We start from the raw sequence: 17,984 nt of genomic DNA on the forward strand, positions 1-17,984 counted from the left end.
ACCCCATGACCTTCCCGCAGGCAGTAGAAACCGCAGGCTATACCGACGTTGACCTGGCCCGCTGGGTATCGGAACCGGCTAAGAACACCAACCGCACGCAGTTCGGCCGCGACCGTGCGCGGGTGCTGCATTCCTCCGCGCTGCGCCGACTCGGTGCCAAGACCCAGGTGGTCGCCCCGGACACGGACGACTTTGTCCGTACCCGGCTGACGCACAGCCTTGAGGTGGCGCAGGTGGGCCGGGAACTGGGCAATGCGCTCGGCTGCGATCCCGACGTCGTTGACGCCGCGTGCCTGTCCCACGACCTGGGGCACCCGCCCTTCGGCCACAACGGCGAGACCGCGCTGAACGATATTGCGCATGCGATCGGCGGGTTCGAAGGAAACGCACAGACCCTGCGGCTGCTGACCCGGCTGGAGCCGAAGATCATTGCTCCCGACGGCACGCCCGCCGGGCTCAACCTGACCCGCGCCAGCCTGGACGCCGCCACCAAGTACCCCTGGTCCATTGCCGATGCCCCGCTCGTGAACGGGCACCGCACCACAAAGTTCGGTGTGTACGAGGATGACCTGCCTGTCTTCACCTGGCTGCGCGACGGCGCTCCGGACGGCCGCTCCTGCCTTGAAGCACAGGTCATGGATCTGGCGGACGACATCTCCTACTCGGTGCACGACGTCGAAGACGCGATAGTCGCCGGTCACGTGCAGCTCAAGTGGCTGGACAATCCCGACCAGCGCGCCCGTGTGGTCGGCTATACCCAGCAGTGGTACCTGCCCGGCGTCGACGCCGCCGCCATTGACGCGGCCCTCGCCCGGCTGGAAGCCACCAATGTCTGGGTGCGCGAATCGGACGGCAGCCGCCGTGCGATGGCGGCCCTGAAGGACATGACCAGCCAGCTGATCGGCCGGTTCTGCAACAGCGCCCTGGAAGCCACGCGCGGCATCTACGGCACCGACCCGCTGACCCGGTACAACGCCGAAATGGTGGTCCCCGAGGACACCCAGCTGGAAATCGCCGTGATGAAGGGCCTGGCCACCACGTTCGTGATGACCACTGACCAGCGCCAGCCCCTGTACGAACGCCAGCGTGAAATCCTCACCGCCCTCGTAGCCCAGCTCTCCGCCACCGGGGATAAGCACCTGGACCCGATGTTCGCCGCGGACTGGCGGGACGCGGCCGACGACGGCGCCCGGCTGCGCGTCGTCGTCGACCAGGTGGCCTCGCTGACGGACGGTTCAGCACTGGCCCTGCATGAGCGGCTGGTAGGACCGGTTCCGGCGCTCTGGTAGAGATTGCGGCCGGCTCTCTGGCGGTGGGGTGTGTGCACCGTTAGCCTCTGGCGCGGGGTGGTTCAGCGTCCGGCGAGTCACCATCGCCGGGCGGTCGGCCGGACACGCGCACCCGAGGACCGCTATGAGCACTCAGCAGACAACCCGTTCCCGCCCACTACGTCGCGTCAGGAGCCGAAGCCGACGGTTCCACTCTCGGAGCCTCCTGGTTTTCCTGCTGGGCCTGGCGATGTTGCCGCTGGGGCTGCCCGCGCAGGCCGACGTGGACCCCGGGCCTCTTCTTGGTGCGCCTCCTGGCAACAACTCGAACACTGACATCGTGATCACCTCGCTGGGCGCCGGGAGGAGCGTTTCGGGAGGGCTGCCGCCCCTGGGGCAAACCTGGCCCATTGACGCGTATCCCGCCGGTGTTCCGGCCGGGTACCAGACGGAAAACGTGCGCTTTGCCGGCATCATCAATACCCAGGACGCCAGCGGCACCACCACGGCCGAGATGTACTGCATCGACCTGCGCACCTCCGCGAGGGTTGGGATCGGCTACGAAAACGGCTCATGGGATGAGTCCAACGTTCCCAACATCGGCTATGTCAACCGGATCCTGAACACCTACTATCCGAGCACCGACCTTCCGGCAGGGAACGCCGATAGCAAGGCCGCCGCAGTGCAGGCTGCCATTTGGTTCTTCACGGACGGGTTTGTCCTCAATCGGCAGAGTGCTCTCTACTCGACCGTCGCTTCCATCGTGAATGCCACCATCGACGCGGGCCCGTTGGAGGAGCCGGACCCTCCGGCGATCGCCATCACTCCGCCCACTACCGGAGCACCCGTGACCGGAGTCGCCGGACCGCACACGGTGACGTCGGAAGCGGATGAAATCGAAGTAACGGTGGACGAAGGCTTCAGCCTCTACGCCGACGCCGACGGGACCGTTCCGTTGAACAGCCCGGTGCCCAGCGGAACGCAGATCTGGGTGCGCAGCGACATGGGCGCAACGGGACCGGCAAACCTTACGGCCCGGGCCGCGGTCACCGTACCCACGGGCAACGTCTATCTCTACGACGCGGCAACGCCGGGGGTGAACAACGCCCAGAAGCTGATTTTGGCTGTCACGCGGGAGCTCAGCTCCAACGCGACGGCGGCCGCAGCCTTCACCGAAGTGGGATCGCTGACCGTCACGAAGACGATTGCCGGCCCGGCCGCCGGCAGCCAGGACGCCGTCGTAATCACTATCGACTGCGGCGCAGACAACCAGTTCACCTTCAGCATCGACGCGGAGGCCACCGGCACACTCTCCGAGACGTTCAACGATATTCCCGCGGGCTCCACCTGCACCATTGCCGAACCCACCACCGGAGTCAATGACAGCGTCCAGGTGAGCCCCCCCATCCTGCCCGGCGCCGTCACGATCGTCTCCGGCAGCACTGTGACAGCGGCGGTCACGGACACCTATACCTTTACGCCGGGAACGCTGGTGGTCACCAAAACCAACACCGGGGAAGCGGCCGGAGCCCAGGGCGAGGTGACGATCTCCGTGGTCTGTACCCTGGACGGGACCACCGCGGTGGACACAACGGTAACCATTCCGGCGGGAACCATTAGCCCGGAGGCAGCGGAGTTCCCGGAGCTTGAGCCCGGCACCAGCTGCACGGTGACGGAAACCGTTGACGGCTCAGGCACCGCCGTGGCGGTTAACGTGACCGGGGAAGGAACCGTAACGGTGCCCCCAGCAGGCAGCGTTACTGCCGCACTGACCAATGACTACACCTTCACCGCGGGGACCCTCGCCGTCCGGAAGGACATCGCCGGAACCGGCGCCGGCAGGCAGGGCGCCGTCACGCTGCAGGTGACCTGCACCGCTGCAGGCGCGACGGTCCTGAACGAGACCGTGCCCGTTGCGGCCGGCATCACTGAACCGACAACTCAGGAGTTTGAGGACCTGCCTCCGGGAGCCACCTGCACGGTCACCGAGACCGCCGACGGCGCCACCACCGAGGTCAGCGTCACCACTGTGGTTGATCCTACGGGCGGGACTGTCACCGTCCCCGCAGGCGACGGCGTGGAGGTCACCGTGACGGATACGTACACCGTGAATCCCGGGGCCCTGATAGTTGACAAGGTGATTGCCGGCCCGGCAGCCCGTCAGCAGGGTCCCATCACCGTGGAGGTCGTCTGCACCGTGGACGGAGAAGAGGTCACACGCCAGGACATCACCATCGGAGCAGGCGCCGAAGGAACCGTTCCCGGCACGGTCAGCGGAATTCCGGAAGGTGCCAGCTGTGCGGTCAGCGAACCGGCTACTGGTGAAACCGCGGTGGTGGGTGTCACCGTGGAGCTGCCTGAGGATGTGACCATAGCCGCCGGGCAAACGGCGGAAGCTACCGTCACCAATACCTACGCGGTGAACCCAGGCACTTTGAACGTGACGAAGGTCATCGGCGGCGGGGCGGCGGGAAACCAAGGGGCCCTGGAGATCGATGTCCTGTGCACCTTGGACGGGGAGACGGTATTCGAGGAGGTGTCCCAAGCCCCGGAAGGGATCACCGGGGATGTGGGGGCACAATTCTCGAATATCCCTGCAGGTGCTTCCTGCTCCATTACGGAACCGGTGACCGGAGCTACGGCCGCCGTCACCGTGACCACTGACGCTCCGGAGCCGGTCACCATCCTTGCCGGCGATACCGTCGGCGCTACGGTGACCAATACCTACGCGTTTCTCCCGGGCACGCTTGCGGTCACCAAGGTCATTGCCGGTGAGGCAGCAGGAGCGCAGGGGGAAATCATCCTGCAGGTCCGGTGCGGCCCCGACGGTTCGGTACTGGACGAAAGCGTGAGCATTCCCGCCGGCACCACGGGGCCTGTCACCGCGGTATTCGACGGACTGGCGGCGGGCAGCGAATGCACGGTCACGGAAACGTCCAGCGGGGCCTCAGCGGCAATCCAGGTGGCCTCCGACCTTCCCGATCCGGTGACGGTCCCGAGTGGAGGAATCATCACGGCAGAAGCAGTCAACACCTACAGCTTCGTGCAGGGGCCGGCGCCGGCCGGGTACAAGCCGAGCCGGCCGTACCTGCCCGCCACCGGCCTTGAGGTATCCGCCGGTGCCTATCTGGCACTGGGTGCGGGGCTGTGCCTGATCGGCGGCCTGGGGATCTTCCTCGGCCGGCGTCCTGACGAGGAGAAATAGGGGACGCCGGATACCGGAGGCGTTCGGCGTCCGCAGCTTCATCAGCGGACGCCGAGCGCATTTCCCTGCTTCGAGGGGCCTTTACGGGCCGGTTTGGCAGGGAAGAATAGACTGGATGCTATGGCCGGACTGATCAAGCGTGAAGACATCGATGAAGTGCGGCTACGCACTGATATCAAGGCCGTGATCGACGGTTATGTGACCTTGAAATCGGCGGGTATCGGCTCCTTCAAGGGGCTGTGCCCCTTCCACGACGAGCGCTCGCCGTCCTTCCATGTCCGCCCGCAGGTGGGCACCTACCACTGCTTCGGCTGCGGCGAGAGCGGCGACGTGATCTCCTTCGTGCAGAAAATGGACCACGGCACCTTCTCCGAAACGGTGGAGAAACTCGCCGCCCGGCTCGGGTACGAGCTGCACTACGAAGACGGCGGCACGGGTCCGCGCCGCGAAGACGTCGGCAAGCGGCAGCGCCTGCTGGATGCGCACAAGGTGGCAGCGGAGTTCTTCCGTAGCCAGCTCGGCACGCAGGGGGCCGCCGCGGCCCGGAACTTCCTGCAGGAACGCGGCTTCGACCCGGCTGCGGCGGAGCACTTCGGGGTCGGCTACGCCCCGCAGGGCTGGGATTCACTGCTTAAGCACCTCACGTCCAAGGGCTTCACCCGCGAAGAACTGGCCGAGACCGGGATGTTCTCCACCGGCTCCGACGCCTCCCGGTTCTACGACCGCTTCCGCGGCCGGCTGATCTGGCCCATCCGCGACCTCACCGGTGCCGTCATCGGCTTCGGCGCGCGCAAGCTCTACGAAGACGATCAGGGCCCCAAGTACCTCAACACTCCCGAAACGCCGCTCTACAAGAAATCCCAGGTCCTTTACGGCATCGACCTGGCCAAACGCGACATCGCCAAGACCCGGCAGCTGGTGGTCGTGGAAGGCTACACCGACGTCATGGCGTGCCATCTGGCCGGCATCACCACCGCCGTCGCCACCTGCGGCACCGCCTTCGGCACCGACCACATCAAGATTGCCCGCCGGCTGCTCTCCGACGACGGCACCGGGGGAGAGGTCATCTTCACCTTCGACGGCGATGCCGCCGGCCAGAAGGCCGCCCTGCGTGCCTTCGAAGAGGACCAGCGGTTCACCGCGCAGACCTATGTCGCCGTGGATCCCAACGGCATGGACCCGTGCGACATCCGCCAGACCCACGGCGACTCCGCCGTCGCCGAGCTGATCGCTTCCCGGCGTCCGCTCTTCGAGTTCGCGATCCGGTCCACGCTGCGCAAGTTTGATCTCAACACCGTGGAGGGCCGCGTCTCCGCGCTGCGTGCGGCGGCTCCGGTGGTGGCGGACATCCGTGACCCGGCGATGCGTCCTGGCTATGCCCGGGAACTCGCCGGATGGCTGGGGACCGACGTCGACGACGTCAGCCGGGCGGTCAACGCCGCAGCCAAGCGAGGCAAGGCAGCCCCCGGCGAAGACCATGCCGGCCAGAGCATACCGGCCGGACGCAGCCCGGAAGGGCAGCAGGGCCGGCAGCAATACGGCCAGCGCGGGGGCCAGCAGCGCGGCAATCAGCAGCAGTACGGGCGGCGCGATGAGCAGCCGCGGCAGTGGCAGGGCCAGAACCAGGCGTACGGCCGGGAGCAGGGCCAGCCGCAGGAACCGGAGGCTTCATCCGGTTTCAGCCGTCCCAACCCGAATGATCCTGCCGCCCGGATGGAACGCCAGGCGCTGGAAGTCGCCCTGCAGCAGCCGGGCATGCTCGACGCCGGGCAGTGGGAACGGTTCAAGGCGGCGCGGTTCACCGTGCCTGCCTATGTAGCCGTCCACGACGCGATCCGTGCCGCCGGTGAAGCCGGAACCGCCCCCGCCTCGTGGGTGGAGCGGGTGCGTGAGGAACTGCCGGAGCCGATGCGCGGTTTCGTGAGCGAGCTGGCCGTGACGCCGCTGCCCGCCCGGGACGCCGATGCACTGCTCCTGTACTGCCGGGACATCCTGAACCGGCTCTTTGAGCTGCAGGTGACGCACCTGAAGGCAGAGAAACTGGGTCAGCTGCAGCGGCTGGACCCCAATGCCGATCAGGAGTTGTTCCACCAACTCAACCGCGAACTCATGGAGCTGGAAATGCAGCGCCGGGCCCTGCGCGGAGACCAGTAGCGGCACGGATCCCTCCGGCGCGGCGCCGATTTCGTTTCGGCGCGGAATCTCTGTAAAGTAAAACCTGCCGCTTTCCCCCGTAGCTCAATTGGCAGAGCATTCGACTGTTAATCGAAGGGTTACTGGTTCGAGTCCAGTCGGGGGAGCAAGCAAAGGTCCCTGACCTGCAGTTATGCAGGTCAGGGATCTTTTTTGTGCCCGGCGGCGTGCCGGGGTCACCTGCCGCCCAGTTGGCCGAGCCTGGCACCAAGTCCGCCGGCAAGGACATGCGCCTGCGCCTGGTTCAGCGGCATCCACCAGCAGGTCCAGGAGACGGGGGATCCGCCGTCGTCCGGATCCGGCTCGCCAGCCTCCCAGCGGGCCGAGAGGTCACTGACCGGAACCTCCAGCTGGTAAAAGTGGCGGGTCGCAATCTCCTGGCGCATCGGGCGCAGGTCGTACCGGGATTGCCCAAGGTATTTCCCGATCCTGCCGGCTAGCCCGGTTTCCTCCTGCAGTTCGCGGACTGCGGCATGGACCGGCTTTTCACCGGGCCGGATCGTTCCTGCCGGAACCTGCACGCCCGTGACTTCCATCGGTACTGCGTTATGGGTGAAAACCAGCAGATGCTCCCGCTGGACTACGTAGCAGACGACTTTCCGGACCGGTTTGATCATGGGCAACAGTCTCACGAGCCCGGCCTCCGCACCCCCAACAGCACACCGGAGTGGCTCCGGCTGTCCGGTTCGGCAGCACCCGGAACTTCCTGTATAGTTGAGGACGCCGCTTTCCCCCGTAGCTCAATTGGCAGAGCATTCGACTGTTAATCGAAGGGTTACTGGTTCGAGTCCAGTCGGGGGAGCAACGCAAAGGGTCTGTGACCGGGTTTTCCCGTGTCGCAGACCCTTTTTCGTAGGGTCCCGCAGTTTGTCCGGATCCCTGCACTTTGTCCGGTTTCCCGCGGTGCGCGGCGCAGGGATCTGCACAAAGCGCAGGGATCTGCACCCGCAGTGGCTTTCCGGAACCGGAAACCTGTGAGGTGAGCGACATCGGGCTGGTTCTTCCCACCCGGTTCCGATGCCCGGACGGGATGGTCCGCCCGGTGCCCGGGCCGCAATTCAAGGGCAGGCAACCTCCAATCCGCCGGGATCGTTGAGCGCGGATCTGTTGCTTGAGACGCACTCCGGCTACCGTGCATGAACAAGCATGCTTAGTGTTATGCGTAGGCTTAAGTGTTTTGACACCAGTCACGTGTACGCAGCTAGTTGAGTAGAAAACGAGGAACGGTCGATGGGCGCGACGCAGCCAGGACCTAACAAAGGCGGATCCAAACGGGTGGCCCACCCCGGCAAGGTGATTGGTGTCACCGTTGCCGCAGCGGTGGGCGGATTGCTCTTCGGGTTCGATACCGCAGTGATCAACGGCGCGGTGGATGCCATCGGCGAGGAATTCACCCTCAGCCCGGGCATCCTGGGGTTCACCGTGGCCATCACCCTGCTCGGCTGTGCAGCCGGCGCATGGTTCGCCGGCCAGTTGGCGGACAAGCTTGGCCGCAAATTGGTTATGGTCGGCGCCGCAGTGCTGTTCGCGGCCAACTCCGTGGGCTCGGCACTGGCCTTCTCCGAGTGGGACCTCATGCTCTGGCGGCTGGTCGGCGGCCTGGCCATTGGTACCGCGTCCGTTATCGCCCCCGGCTACATTGCCGAAGTTGCACCCGCCAAATGGCGCGGCGCGCTGGGCTCCGTCCAGCAGCTGGCAATCACGATCGGCATTTTTGCCGCCCTGCTCTCCGATGCCTTCCTGGCGAACACCGCAGGCAGCGCGCTGGGTGAACTGTGGTGGGGCCTGCCGGCCTGGCGCTGGATGCTGCTGGTCGGCGTCGCACCCGCCATTGTCTACGGTGTCCTGGCACTGACCATTCCGGAATCCCCGCAGTACCTGGTGCGGAAGAACCGCGACGCCGAAGCCGCCAAGGTGCTCACCACCATCTCCGGCGTGACGGATACGGATCGCAAGATTGCCGACATCCGCGACAGCTTCAAGAGCCCGCAGCCGACGTTCCGGGACCTGCGCGGTCCCAAGTTCGGTCTCCAGCCCATCCTGTGGGTCGGTATGGCCATTGCCGCATTCCAGCAGCTGGTCGGCATCAACGCGATCTTCTACTACTCCACCACTCTGTGGCGGTCCGTGGGATTCAGCGAAAGCGATTCCTTTACGACGTCGGTGATCACCTCGATCGTGAACGTCGTGATGACGCTGGTTGCCATCGCCTTCGTGGACCGCATCGGCCGGCGCAAACTGCTGATGATCGGTTCGGCCGGCATGTTCGTGGGCCTGCTGGCAGCCACGGTGTCGTTCTTCCAGGCCGTGGACGTCAACGGCGAAGTCTCCCTGCCCGGCATCTGGGGTCCGGTGGCCCTGGTGGGCGCAAACCTCTTCGTGGTCTTCTTTGCGGCGACCTGGGGGCCGGTCATGTGGGTGACGCTGGGCGAGGTCTTCCCGAACAACATCCGCTCCCTGGCCCTGGGCCTGGGTGCCATGGTCAACTGGATCTTCAATTTCATTGTTACCCTTGCCTTCCCGTGGGTCAGCGATAACTTCGGGGTCTGGATCATGTACGCCATCTTTACCGCGTTCGCGGTGCTGTCCTTCTGGTTCGTGAAGACCAAACTTCCCGAGCTGTCCGGCCGCGAACTCGAGGACCGGGAGGGCCTCGAAACGTCCTGACGTACAGCTGGTGCTGATGGGCAAACTGATAACGCTGAGGAGAATGGTAATTTGGGGTTATGGCAACGGTGAATACTGAACAGGGGACGGAGGCTGGGCGCATGAACCGCTCCGCTAGCACTCGGACACAGCGAACGGCGGGGAGCTCGTCGCTGGTTGGGCTGGCGAAGGTCATGGCCCGCCTGACGCCGCGTCAGCTGAATGACGAGTTCGCCCTCGCCACAGCCGAAATGAAGCAAAAGGGCATCAAGGCCGGCATTGCTGCTGCCTTTATGGTGGTGGCGCTGCTTATGGTCGCCGCGCTGGCGATTTCGCTGCTGGTAGCCGGCATCCTGGCACTGTCGCTGGTTCTGCCGGGCTGGCTGGCCGCCCTGCTGGTCGCCGCGCTGTTCCTGGTGATCGCAGGCATTGCCGGATTCATCGGCTACAGCCGCTTCAAGAAGACCCTCCCGCTGCTTCCCGAAGAAGCCATCCGCGGCGTCCGGTACGACATCGGCGTTCTGAAGGAAGGCCGCAGCTTCGATCCGGCCACGCTGGATAAGCCCAAGGAGCCGAAGGACAAGAAGGCAGAGAAGGCCGAGAAGGCTGACAAGCCTGAAGGTCCGAAGCAGCCCACTCCCGAGGAACTGCGCACCCGTGCCCGGCAGCGCCGCGAGCACCTCGCTGCAGTCCGGGACGGACTCGGCGAGAAAGTGGACGTCAAGGCCCGCATCCAGGAGCTGAAGTCCCGCCGTGCAGCCGCGGCCCGCGGCAAGGAAGACAGCACGAACGGTCCCTCCACGGCCGACGATGTGCTGGCTCTGATCAAGGAACGCTGGCAGCCGCTTTCGGTAATGGCGGCCTCCGTGCTGGCAATGCTGCTCATGTTCCGACGGCTCGCGCGAAAGTAAGCTGGACTCGTACATCTTTGACGAGGGGAACGGACCGTGATCAGATTTATCGGTGCCGGAGCACGTCCCGATACGGAAATAACCGTATTGGAACGGTTCTGGACCTTACCGAATCTGATCACGGTCCTTCGCTTTCTCGGCATCCCCCTGTTTGTCCTGTTCATCAGCGAGGACCGCTACGGGAGTGCGTTCCTCACCCTGGTGGCAGTGGGCTGCACCGACTGGATAGACGGATATCTGGCCCGCCGGCTCAACCAGGTCTCGACTACCGGCCAATGGCTGGACCCGGTAGCCGACAGGCTGGCACTGATCATCGTGGCCGCCACCTTTGTAGTAGACGGCGTCGCGCCGGTGTGGCTGATCCTGTGCATCGCCATCCCCGACGCCGTCCTGATCGCCAACTCGCTGCTGCTGTTCCGGGGAAACCCCGACCTGCCGGTAAGCACCGTCGGCAAAATCCGCACCGCGTTATTGCTGCTGGGCGCACCCCTGCTGCTGCTGGGCCGGGTGGAGGGATTTGACCATCACTGGCTCTCGACCGCCGGTTCCGCGGTGCTGGCACTGGGGTGCATCGGCCACGTCGCCGCAGCCGCCGGATACCTTGTTGCCGCGTGGCGCAAATACCTGCACCAGCGCGAGCATGTCCCGGCCGGAACCGGAACCGGCCATGCACCCTAGGACGGCGGCCGTTGCCGCGGCCCGCACGGCAGCTCCTGGACCGAACCGATGGTAGGCGTAGCCGTAGCCTGCGCCTTGGCCAGCGCCTTCTTCCTTGCCTTCGGCGCCCAGCGCCAGGGCAGCGCCGTCAAGGCGGACACGGGCGGGCTGGGCCTGAATTCCTCCCAGATCAGCCGCCTGCTGCGCAACCCCCGCTGGCTTTTCGGGCTCCTGCTGCTGGGGACGGGCATGGCCCTGAACGTGGCGGCGCTGTCGATGGCACCGCTGACGGTGGTGCAGCCGATCGGTTCCATCGCGCTGGTGATCACGACCATAGTGAACTCACGGGACCAGGGCCTGCACCTGAACCGCATTACCGTCGCAGCGATAACCGCCTGCGTGGCCGGCAGCATGCTGTTTGTGTCGCTCGCCATCATGGTCACCCGTTCCGAGCAGGTGGTGGAGCCGCGGCAGGAAGTGACGATTGTTCTCATCCTCGCCGTCGTGGTCGTCTTCTTCGGCGGACTGAACGTCTTCTTCGGCAAGCGGCTCGGGGCCATCGCCCACATCCTCGGCGCCGGGATCCTGTTCGGATTTGTCGCCGTCCTGACCAAGGTCATTGCGGGGGACCTGCTCAACCCGAACGGCCGGTTCCTGCTGAACGTGCCCTGGTACACCATCGTGGCGATTGCTGCAGCGGGTGCGCTGGGTTCCTGGTTTGTGCAGAACGCCTATTCCAGCGGCCCGCCGGACCTGGTCATTGCGGGTCTGACGGTAATCGACCCCATGGTGGGGATCGCCATCGGCATCGGCGTCCTGCACGAACTGCGGCCGGATGTTCCGGCCGTGGCCGCGGTGGCCATGTCCGTGGCGGCCCTGATTGCTATTGTTGGGGTCGTTGCCCTCTCGAGGTACCACCCTGACGTTATCCAGCGTCGGAATGAAGAGCGGAGGCGGCAAAAGCCGGCCTCAAAGAATCCGAAAGCAGGACCTACAACGTGACCGACGCCCCGGTAGACCAACCGCTGACCGTCCTCATCGCCTGTGACACCTATCCTCCCCACCTGAACGGAGCCGCACAGTTCGGTTTCCGGCTGGCCCAGGGGATGCATGGGCGTGGACACAACGTCCACGTGCTGGCCCCGAATGATGTCAACGGCGGCAGCCGCAGCGACCTCGAGGGGGAGTGGCCGGTCCACCGGCTCCGTTCCCACGGGGTTCCCACCCATGAATACTGGCGGATCTGCCTCCCCTGGGAGATCAAGAAGGAAATTGCGCTCCTGTTCGACCGGGTACAGCCCGACGTCGTGCATATCCAGTGCCATTACATGGTGGGGGAGTACACGCTCTACGAGGCCCGCAAGCGCGGCATCCGCGTTATTGCAACCAACCACTTCATGCCGGCGAACCTGGATCCGTTCCTGCCATTCCCCAAGTGGATGAAGCGGATCGTCGCGACCAACTCCTGGAAGGACATGGGCAAGGTGATGGGCCAGGCGCAGGTGGTCACCACCCCCACGCCGCTGGCCGCCGAGGCCATGTACCGCCATGCCTTCCTGCACGACGTGATGCCGTTGTCCAACGGCATCGACGCGTCGGTGTACGAGCTGCATGACGGAGAGCGGATTTCACCGCATGAAGCGCCCACTGTTCTTTTCGTCGGCCGGCTGGCCGAGGAGAAGCACGTGGACGTGCTGATCGACGCCGTAGCGAAGACTCCGGCCCATCTCGGGGTGCGGGCGGAGATTATCGGCGGCGGCGAGGTCCGGGCGGCGCTGGAAGCCCAGGTCCAGCGGCTGGGACTGAAGGACCGGGTGGTTTTCCGCGGCCTGGTCTCCGACAAGGAACTGCGTGAGGCCTACCTCAAAGCCGACCTCTTCTGCATGCCCGGCACCGCCGAACTGCAGTCGCTGGTGACGCTGGAAGCGATGTCCGCATCGAAGCCCGTGCTGCTGGCCGATGCGATGGCCTTGCCGCATCTCGTGGACAAGGGGCGCAACGGGTACCTGTTTACGCCGGGGGACAGCTCGGAGCTGGCCGGGCGCATCACGGAGATCCTGGAACTGCCCGCCGAGGAGCGGGAGAAGATGGGACGGACCAGCCGCGAGATGGTGGACCGGCACAGCTTGGAAGCCACGCTGTCCACCTTCGAAGACCTCTACCGGGGAGATCCCGGGAAACGCGTGAACGCGGCCTGATTGGTTGTCCAGTCCCCGGACCCACTAGGATGGCAACGGTTGCCTTTGGGCACCGGGGGCTGTAGCTCAGCTGGTCAGAGCAGCGGACTCATAATCCGTGGGTCGTGGGTTCAAGCCCCACCAGCCCTACCAATGTGATGGGTCGGGACTTCGTTTACGGAGGACCCGCGACACAAGGAAACACCCCGGTCTTCGGACCGGGGTGTTTCCTTTTGCCCCTTATCCGGACTCCGGCGCGCCAAAGCCGCCAGACACCCCCGTGTCCCTGAACAAATTTCCGCGGCACGTTGTGATCCTTGTTACTCGTGGGTAACATGGGCTCAGCCGGTTCCCGGATGGGCGCCAGTGGATCACCGATGATCAGCAGCTAAGGACATTTTTTCCATGGGAATTATCGACGTCGACAACCTTCCGTACCCGGACGGCGACTTCTACGCATTCGAGGACCTGCTCACTGACAAGGAGCGCGACCGCCTGCACGAGATCCGTGCCTGGCTCGCCGCCGAGGTCAAGCCGCACGCCGCTGACTGGTGGAACGCCGGGGAATTCCCGCACCACATGATTCCCAAGGTTGCCGAACTGGATGTCATGAGCCCGGTGTACCGGCAGGGCTATTCCAATCTTTTCGCGGGCCTGTGCCATGCCGAAATGACGCGTGCGGACACGTCCTTCGCCACCTTCATGGGTGTCCACGACGGTCTCTTTACCGGCTCCATCGAGGCCCTGGCGTCCGAGGAGCAGAAGGCCGCCTGGCTGCCGGACATCTACGCCATGAAGAAGATCGGCGCCTTCGGCCTGACGGAACCGCTGGGCGGCTCCGACGTCGCCGGCGGCACCCGCACCACCGCCCGCCGCGACGGGGACAACTGGATCCTCAACGGCGAAAAGCGCTGGATCGGCAACGCGACATTCTCCGACTGGGTGGTGATTTATGCCCGCGACCTCGAGGACAACCAGGTCAAGGGATTCATGGTGGACACCAAGACCCCCGGTTACAGCGCAACGAAGATTGAAAACAAGATTGCCCTGCGCACCGTCCAGAACGCGGACATCGTTCTCGACAACGTGGTGGTCGGCGATGAGTTCCACCTCAAGGGCGCCAACAGCTTCCGCGACACCAACAAGGTCCTGAAGGTCACCCGTCTGGCTGTCGCCTGGCAGGCCGTGGGCCAGCAGATGGCCGCTTTCGACGTTGCCCGCAAATACGCCGTGGAGCGCAAGCAGTTCGGCAAGCCGCTGGCATCCTTCCAGCTGGTGCAGGAACAGCTCGTGAAGATTCTGGGCAACACCGTCAGCTCGCTGGGCATGATGGTCCGCCTGGCACAGCTCGAGGACCTGGGCCAGGCCAAGGACGAACAGTCCGCCCTGGCCAAGGCCTTCACCACCGCCCGCATGCGTGAATCCGTGGCCCTGGGCCGCAGCATCCTGGGCGGAAACGGCATTGTCACCGATTACGGCATGGCCAAGATCTTCGCCGATGCGGAAGCGATCTACTCGTACGAAGGCACGTACGAGATCAATACCCTGGTTACCGGACGCGCGATCACCGGAGTGGCTGCGTTCGTCTAGCCCGACGCGAGCGACGTCTGCGGGACCAGTAAAGAACCCCGGCCGGATCCTGCAAAGGGTCCGGCCGGGACGTTTAACCCGGAGGTTTAACCCTGACGTTTACCGGGCCGGGCCGACGGCCGCCGGGGACGGCAATGCGGCCGGGCCGACGGCGGTGCGGCCGGGCTGACGGCGGTGCGGCGCGGCGGAGGATGCCGTGCGGGACGGTGCCAGCACATCGGCCGTACCGGAAGGCACTTGGCCTGACATCCACTGAGCAGATAACGGGGTAATGGAGTATGGAAAGGCCCGTTATCTGCTCAGTAGATTGGCGACGGACTCGGATAAGCCCGTTATCTGCTCAGTCGATCGCCCCACCGGGAGGAGCACTGACGGCCGGCGGTCCGTCACGTAGTTGAGCGGATTCACATAGTGCCCGTCCAGCCTGACGCCCCAGTGCAGGCAGTCCGCGCGGCAGTGCGCTCCGACCCCCACCGTCCCCACCGCTGCACCCTTTGCAACCGCTGTGCCCACGGCGACGGAAGCCTCCACTGGTTCGAAACTGCTCAACAAGCCGCCGCCGTGGTCAACGGTCAGGACCGGCCGGTCCACCACCCGGCGGGCAAAAATGACTCGCCCGTCGGCAGGAGCCAGGACGGCGGAGCCCTCGGCGGCGGCGACATCGATACCGCGGTGCCCCGCCAGCCATGGTTGTGCCGGGGGATCGAAGGGCCGGAGGAGGGCAGGCGCCGGATCCAGCGGCCAGGTCCAGGGCGGGGAATATGCAGTGGCAGTGGCAGTGGCAGTGGCAGTGGCAGTGGCAGCAGACTGCGGGCCGACTGCCGCAGCCCCGGAGGCAAGAACGGTCATAACCGCCGCGAGGAGCAGGGCTGGTGGTCGCTTCACGGAGCAACTGTGCATCCGCGAGGGCTCCCGGTGCCGATTCCCGGGCGCCCTGTGGCATTGCGGGGGACCGGTTGCCGGGTGGGGAGGAAAGGATGGCACCGGATGGTGGGGGTCCGGCGCTGTAGTACACTTGACGGAGCAGCTTGCTGTGCCATGGGACCTGCCCGGACGTTTTAGTCCAGGTTCGGTCTCGGGTTTGCCGGCCGGATTCAGTCCGGCGGTTCGGCCCACCGGCACGGAAACTGACTACGCGTATCCCAATTATCCCCTTCACCGGGGGTGCGTCTCCAACGGTCCGGCAACGCCGGCAGGGGAAGCACGCCGAAGTCCGCAACGGCAACGGCTGATGGATACCAGGAGCTCCGCCCGCCCGGGCGTACAGCTAAAACCGTCAATTGGCAGTAGGACCAGTGCGCCGTGCGCACGGCTGCTGCCGGAAGGAGTGACGACATGCCCGTCGTTACAATGCGCCAGCTGCTCGACAGCGGCGTTCACTTTGGTCACCAGACCCGCCGTTGGAACCCGAAGATGAAGCGTTTCATCTTCACCGAGCGCAACGGCATCTACATCATTGACCTGCAGCAGTCGCTGTCCTACATCGACCGTGCATACGAGTTCGTCAAGGCCACTGTCGCCCACGGCGGAACCGTACTGTTCGTCGGTACCAAGAAGCAGGCACAGGAAGCAATCGCCGAGCAGGCCACCCGCGTTGGCCAGCCGTACGTGAACCAGCGCTGGCTCGGTGGCATGCTCACCAACTTCCAGACTGTCGCCAAGCGGATCCAGCGCATGAAGGAACTCGAAGAGATCAACTTCGACGACGTCGCTTCCTCCGGCCACACGAAGAAGGAGCTGCTGCTTCTCCGTCGTGAACTGACGAAGCTGGAAACCAACCTCGGCGGCATCCGCAACCTGACCAAGGCTCCGTCCCTGCTCTGGATTGTTGACACGCAGAAGGAACACCTCGCCATTGACGAGGCCAAGAAGCTGAACATCCCCGTTGTTGCCATCCTGGACAGCAACTGCGATCCGGACGACGTCGACTTCCCGATCCCGGGTAACGACGACGCCATCCGCTCCGTCAACCTGCTGACCCGCGTCATTGCCGACGCCGTGGCTGAGGGCCTGATCGTCCGCCACAACAAGTCCGGCAACACGGAAGCTCCGGCAGAGCCGCTGGCCGAGTGGGAGCGCGAGCTCCTCGAAGGTGCTGCTGAAACCCCGGCCGCTGACGCCGCTGCTGAAGCCCCCGCCGCCGAAGCTGCTCCGGCCGCTGAAGCTGCCGAGGCTCCCGCCGCTGATGTCGACGCCATCGTTGACGCTCCGGCAGCCGAAGTAACCGAGAAGTAAAGAACGTATTTCCTTAGTCCCGGGGAATGATTCCCCCGGACCTGGGTTGTCGTGCGGCTGGCCGGTATTTCCGGCCAGCCGCACTGGCAGAACCGCACCAATACTTATTACGGGAGGACTGGAGTCCAAATGGCGAACTACACTGCTGCTGACATCAAGGCACTGCGCGAGCGTACCGGCGCAGGCATGATGGATGTAAAGAAGGCTCTGGACGAGGCCAACGGCGATGCCGACAAGGCCATGGAGCTTATCCGCATCAAGGGCCTGAAGGGCGCGACCAAGCGTGAAGGCCGTTCCACCGCCGAGGGCCTGGTTGCCGCCAAGGTTATCGACGGCACCGTCGGTGTCATGATCGAACTCAACTGCGAGACCGACTTCGTTGCCAAGTCCCCGAAGTTCATTGAACTGGCGGACAAGGTTCTGGCCGCTGCTGTTGAGTCCGCTGCTGCCGACGCCGAAACCCTCCTCGCCTACAACGTTGACGGCAAGCCGCTGTCCGAGGTTGTTGTCGAAGAAGGCGCAATCCTGGGCGAGAAGGTCGTTGTCCGCCGCGTGGCACGCATCGAAGGCAAGACCGTTGATGCGTACCTGCACAAGACCTCCAAGGATCTTCCGGCACAGGTCGGCGTGCTGTTCGCTGTTGACGGCGAAGGCGCAGAGGCTGCCACCGCAGCCCACGACGTCGCCGTACACACCGCTGCATACGCTCCGACCTACCTGACCCGCGACGAAGTTCCGGCAGAGACGGTCGAGAACGAACGCCGCATTGCAGACGAGACGGCACGCGCCGAGGGTAAGCCCGAAGGCGCACTGCCCAAGATCGTCGAAGGCCGCCTGACCGGTTTCTTCAAGGAAATCGTCCTGCTGGACCAGCCGTTCGCCAAGGACGCCAAGAAGACCGTGGGCAAGGTTCTCGAAGAAGCCGGTGTCGCACCGGCAGGCTTCGCCCGCTTCCGTGTAGGCGCCTAATTATCTAGGCAACAACGGTTCCGACGGAAACGTCATCATGACAGAGGGGGTGGTCACCGCGGGTGACCACCCCTTTTGCCTGTCCAGAACAGCTCACTAGTCTTAAAAGCAGCACCAGCACCTATGCCCGGGA

At 64.9% G+C, this 17,984-nt stretch carries 14 protein-coding genes and 3 tRNA genes; 14 read left to right on the top strand and 3 right to left on the bottom strand.

Going from position 1 to position 17,984, the window contains the following annotated elements:
- Window positions 1-5: 5 nt before the first annotated feature.
- The 4 genes from LOC60_RS13775 to LOC60_RS13790 all read left to right on the top strand — a co-directional run bounded on the left by LOC60_RS13775 (window position 6) and on the right by LOC60_RS13790 (window position 6,773).
- Window positions 6-1,289 carry a deoxyguanosinetriphosphate triphosphohydrolase gene (locus LOC60_RS13775; RefSeq protein WP_230026111.1) on the top strand — a complete coding sequence of 428 codons (1,284 nt, stop codon included), beginning with the start codon at window positions 6-8 and terminating at the stop codon, window positions 1,287-1,289.
- Window positions 1,290-1,608: 319 nt separating this feature from the next.
- Window positions 1,609-4,473, top strand: a complete 2,865-nt coding sequence (locus LOC60_RS13780) for a thioester domain-containing protein (protein WP_230026113.1) — start codon at window positions 1,609-1,611, stop codon at window positions 4,471-4,473.
- Between the two features lie 120 nt (window positions 4,474-4,593).
- Entirely contained in the window at window positions 4,594-6,627 is a 2,034-nt protein-coding gene (dnaG, locus tag LOC60_RS13785) for a DNA primase (protein ID WP_230026115.1), read from the top strand.
- Between the two features lie 73 nt (window positions 6,628-6,700).
- Window positions 6,701-6,773, top strand: a tRNA-Asn gene (locus LOC60_RS13790).
- A gap of 69 nt (window positions 6,774-6,842) precedes the next feature.
- Here the strand turns inward: LOC60_RS13790 and LOC60_RS13795 are convergent.
- On the bottom strand, window positions 6,843-7,283 hold the full coding sequence (locus LOC60_RS13795) for an NUDIX domain-containing protein (RefSeq protein ID WP_230026117.1): 441 nt from the start codon (window positions 7,281-7,283) through the stop codon (window positions 6,843-6,845).
- Window positions 7,284-7,395: 112 nt separating this feature from the next.
- Between LOC60_RS13795 and LOC60_RS13800 the strand changes: the two genes are divergently transcribed.
- The 8 genes from LOC60_RS13800 (at window position 7,396) to LOC60_RS13835 (ending at window position 14,647) form a co-directional block, all read left to right on the top strand.
- A tRNA-Asn gene (locus tag LOC60_RS13800) sits at window positions 7,396-7,468 on the top strand.
- A 473-nt stretch (window positions 7,469-7,941) separates the two neighbouring features.
- Window positions 7,942-9,333 (top strand): sugar porter family MFS transporter, encoded by a 1,392-nt coding sequence (locus LOC60_RS13805; protein WP_230026119.1) that lies wholly within the window; start codon window positions 7,942-7,944, stop codon window positions 9,331-9,333.
- A gap of 101 nt (window positions 9,334-9,434) precedes the next feature.
- On the top strand, window positions 9,435-10,223 hold the full coding sequence (locus LOC60_RS13810; protein ID WP_230026121.1) for a phage holin family protein: 789 nt from the start codon (window positions 9,435-9,437) through the stop codon (window positions 10,221-10,223).
- A gap of 36 nt (window positions 10,224-10,259) precedes the next feature.
- Window positions 10,260-10,901, top strand: a complete 642-nt coding sequence (locus LOC60_RS13815) for a CDP-alcohol phosphatidyltransferase family protein (protein ID WP_331460826.1) — start codon at window positions 10,260-10,262, stop codon at window positions 10,899-10,901.
- A 48-nt stretch (window positions 10,902-10,949) separates the two neighbouring features.
- Window positions 10,950-11,882, top strand: a complete 933-nt coding sequence (locus LOC60_RS13820) for a DMT family transporter (protein ID WP_230026123.1) — start codon at window positions 10,950-10,952, stop codon at window positions 11,880-11,882.
- Window positions 11,879-13,078 (top strand): glycosyltransferase, encoded by a 1,200-nt coding sequence (locus tag LOC60_RS13825; protein ID WP_230026124.1) that lies wholly within the window; start codon window positions 11,879-11,881, stop codon window positions 13,076-13,078. Before LOC60_RS13820 ends, LOC60_RS13825 begins: the two co-directional genes overlap by 4 nt.
- A 55-nt stretch (window positions 13,079-13,133) precedes the next feature.
- A tRNA-Ile gene (locus tag LOC60_RS13830) sits at window positions 13,134-13,210 on the top strand.
- Window positions 13,211-13,462: 252 nt separating this feature from the next.
- Window positions 13,463-14,647: an acyl-CoA dehydrogenase family protein gene (locus tag LOC60_RS13835; RefSeq protein WP_230026126.1), complete on the top strand. Its 1,185-nt coding sequence runs from the start codon at window positions 13,463-13,465 to the stop codon at window positions 14,645-14,647.
- Between the two features lie 99 nt (window positions 14,648-14,746).
- Here LOC60_RS13835 and LOC60_RS13840 read toward each other — a convergent pair whose 3' ends face one another.
- Window positions 14,747-14,884, bottom strand: a complete 138-nt coding sequence (locus LOC60_RS13840) for a hypothetical protein (protein ID WP_230026128.1) — start codon at window positions 14,882-14,884, stop codon at window positions 14,747-14,749.
- Window positions 14,885-14,938: 54 nt separating this feature from the next.
- On the bottom strand, window positions 14,939-15,532 hold the full coding sequence (locus tag LOC60_RS13845; protein ID WP_230026130.1) for a M23 family metallopeptidase: 594 nt from the start codon (window positions 15,530-15,532) through the stop codon (window positions 14,939-14,941).
- Window positions 15,533-15,982: 450 nt separating this feature from the next.
- Between LOC60_RS13845 and rpsB the strand changes: the two genes are divergently transcribed.
- A complete protein-coding gene (gene rpsB, locus LOC60_RS13850; RefSeq protein WP_230026132.1) occupies window positions 15,983-16,882 on the top strand; it encodes a 30S ribosomal protein S2 in 900 nt (299 codons plus the stop codon).
- Window positions 16,883-17,011: 129 nt separating this feature from the next.
- Window positions 17,012-17,851 (top strand): translation elongation factor Ts, encoded by an 840-nt coding sequence (gene tsf / locus LOC60_RS13855; RefSeq protein WP_230026133.1) that lies wholly within the window; start codon window positions 17,012-17,014, stop codon window positions 17,849-17,851.
- Window positions 17,852-17,984: the final 133 nt, after the last annotated feature.

Origin of the sequence: Arthrobacter sp. zg-Y769 (assembly GCF_020907405.1) — a bacterium.
GTDB lineage: Bacteria > Actinomycetota > Actinomycetes > Actinomycetales > Micrococcaceae > Arthrobacter_B.

Excerpts from the sequence above, each read along its gene's own strand:
- LOC60_RS13775 (WP_230026111.1), top strand. The coding sequence starts at position 6 with ATGACCTTCCCGCAGGCAGTAGAAACCGCAGGCTATACCGACGTTGAC.
- LOC60_RS13795 (WP_230026117.1), bottom strand. The coding sequence starts at position 7,283 with ATGATCAAACCGGTCCGGAAAGTCGTCTGCTACGTAGTCCAGCGGGAG.
- LOC60_RS13810 (WP_230026121.1), top strand. The coding sequence starts at position 9,435 with ATGAACCGCTCCGCTAGCACTCGGACACAGCGAACGGCGGGGAGCTCG.
- tsf (WP_230026133.1), top strand. The coding sequence starts at position 17,012 with ATGGCGAACTACACTGCTGCTGACATCAAGGCACTGCGCGAGCGTACC.
- LOC60_RS13820 (WP_230026123.1), top strand. The coding sequence starts at position 10,950 with ATGGTAGGCGTAGCCGTAGCCTGCGCCTTGGCCAGCGCCTTCTTCCTT.
- LOC60_RS13835 (WP_230026126.1), top strand. The coding sequence starts at position 13,463 with ATGGGAATTATCGACGTCGACAACCTTCCGTACCCGGACGGCGACTTC.
- rpsB (WP_230026132.1), top strand. The coding sequence starts at position 15,983 with ATGCCCGTCGTTACAATGCGCCAGCTGCTCGACAGCGGCGTTCACTTT.
- dnaG (WP_230026115.1), top strand. The coding sequence starts at position 4,594 with ATGGCCGGACTGATCAAGCGTGAAGACATCGATGAAGTGCGGCTACGC.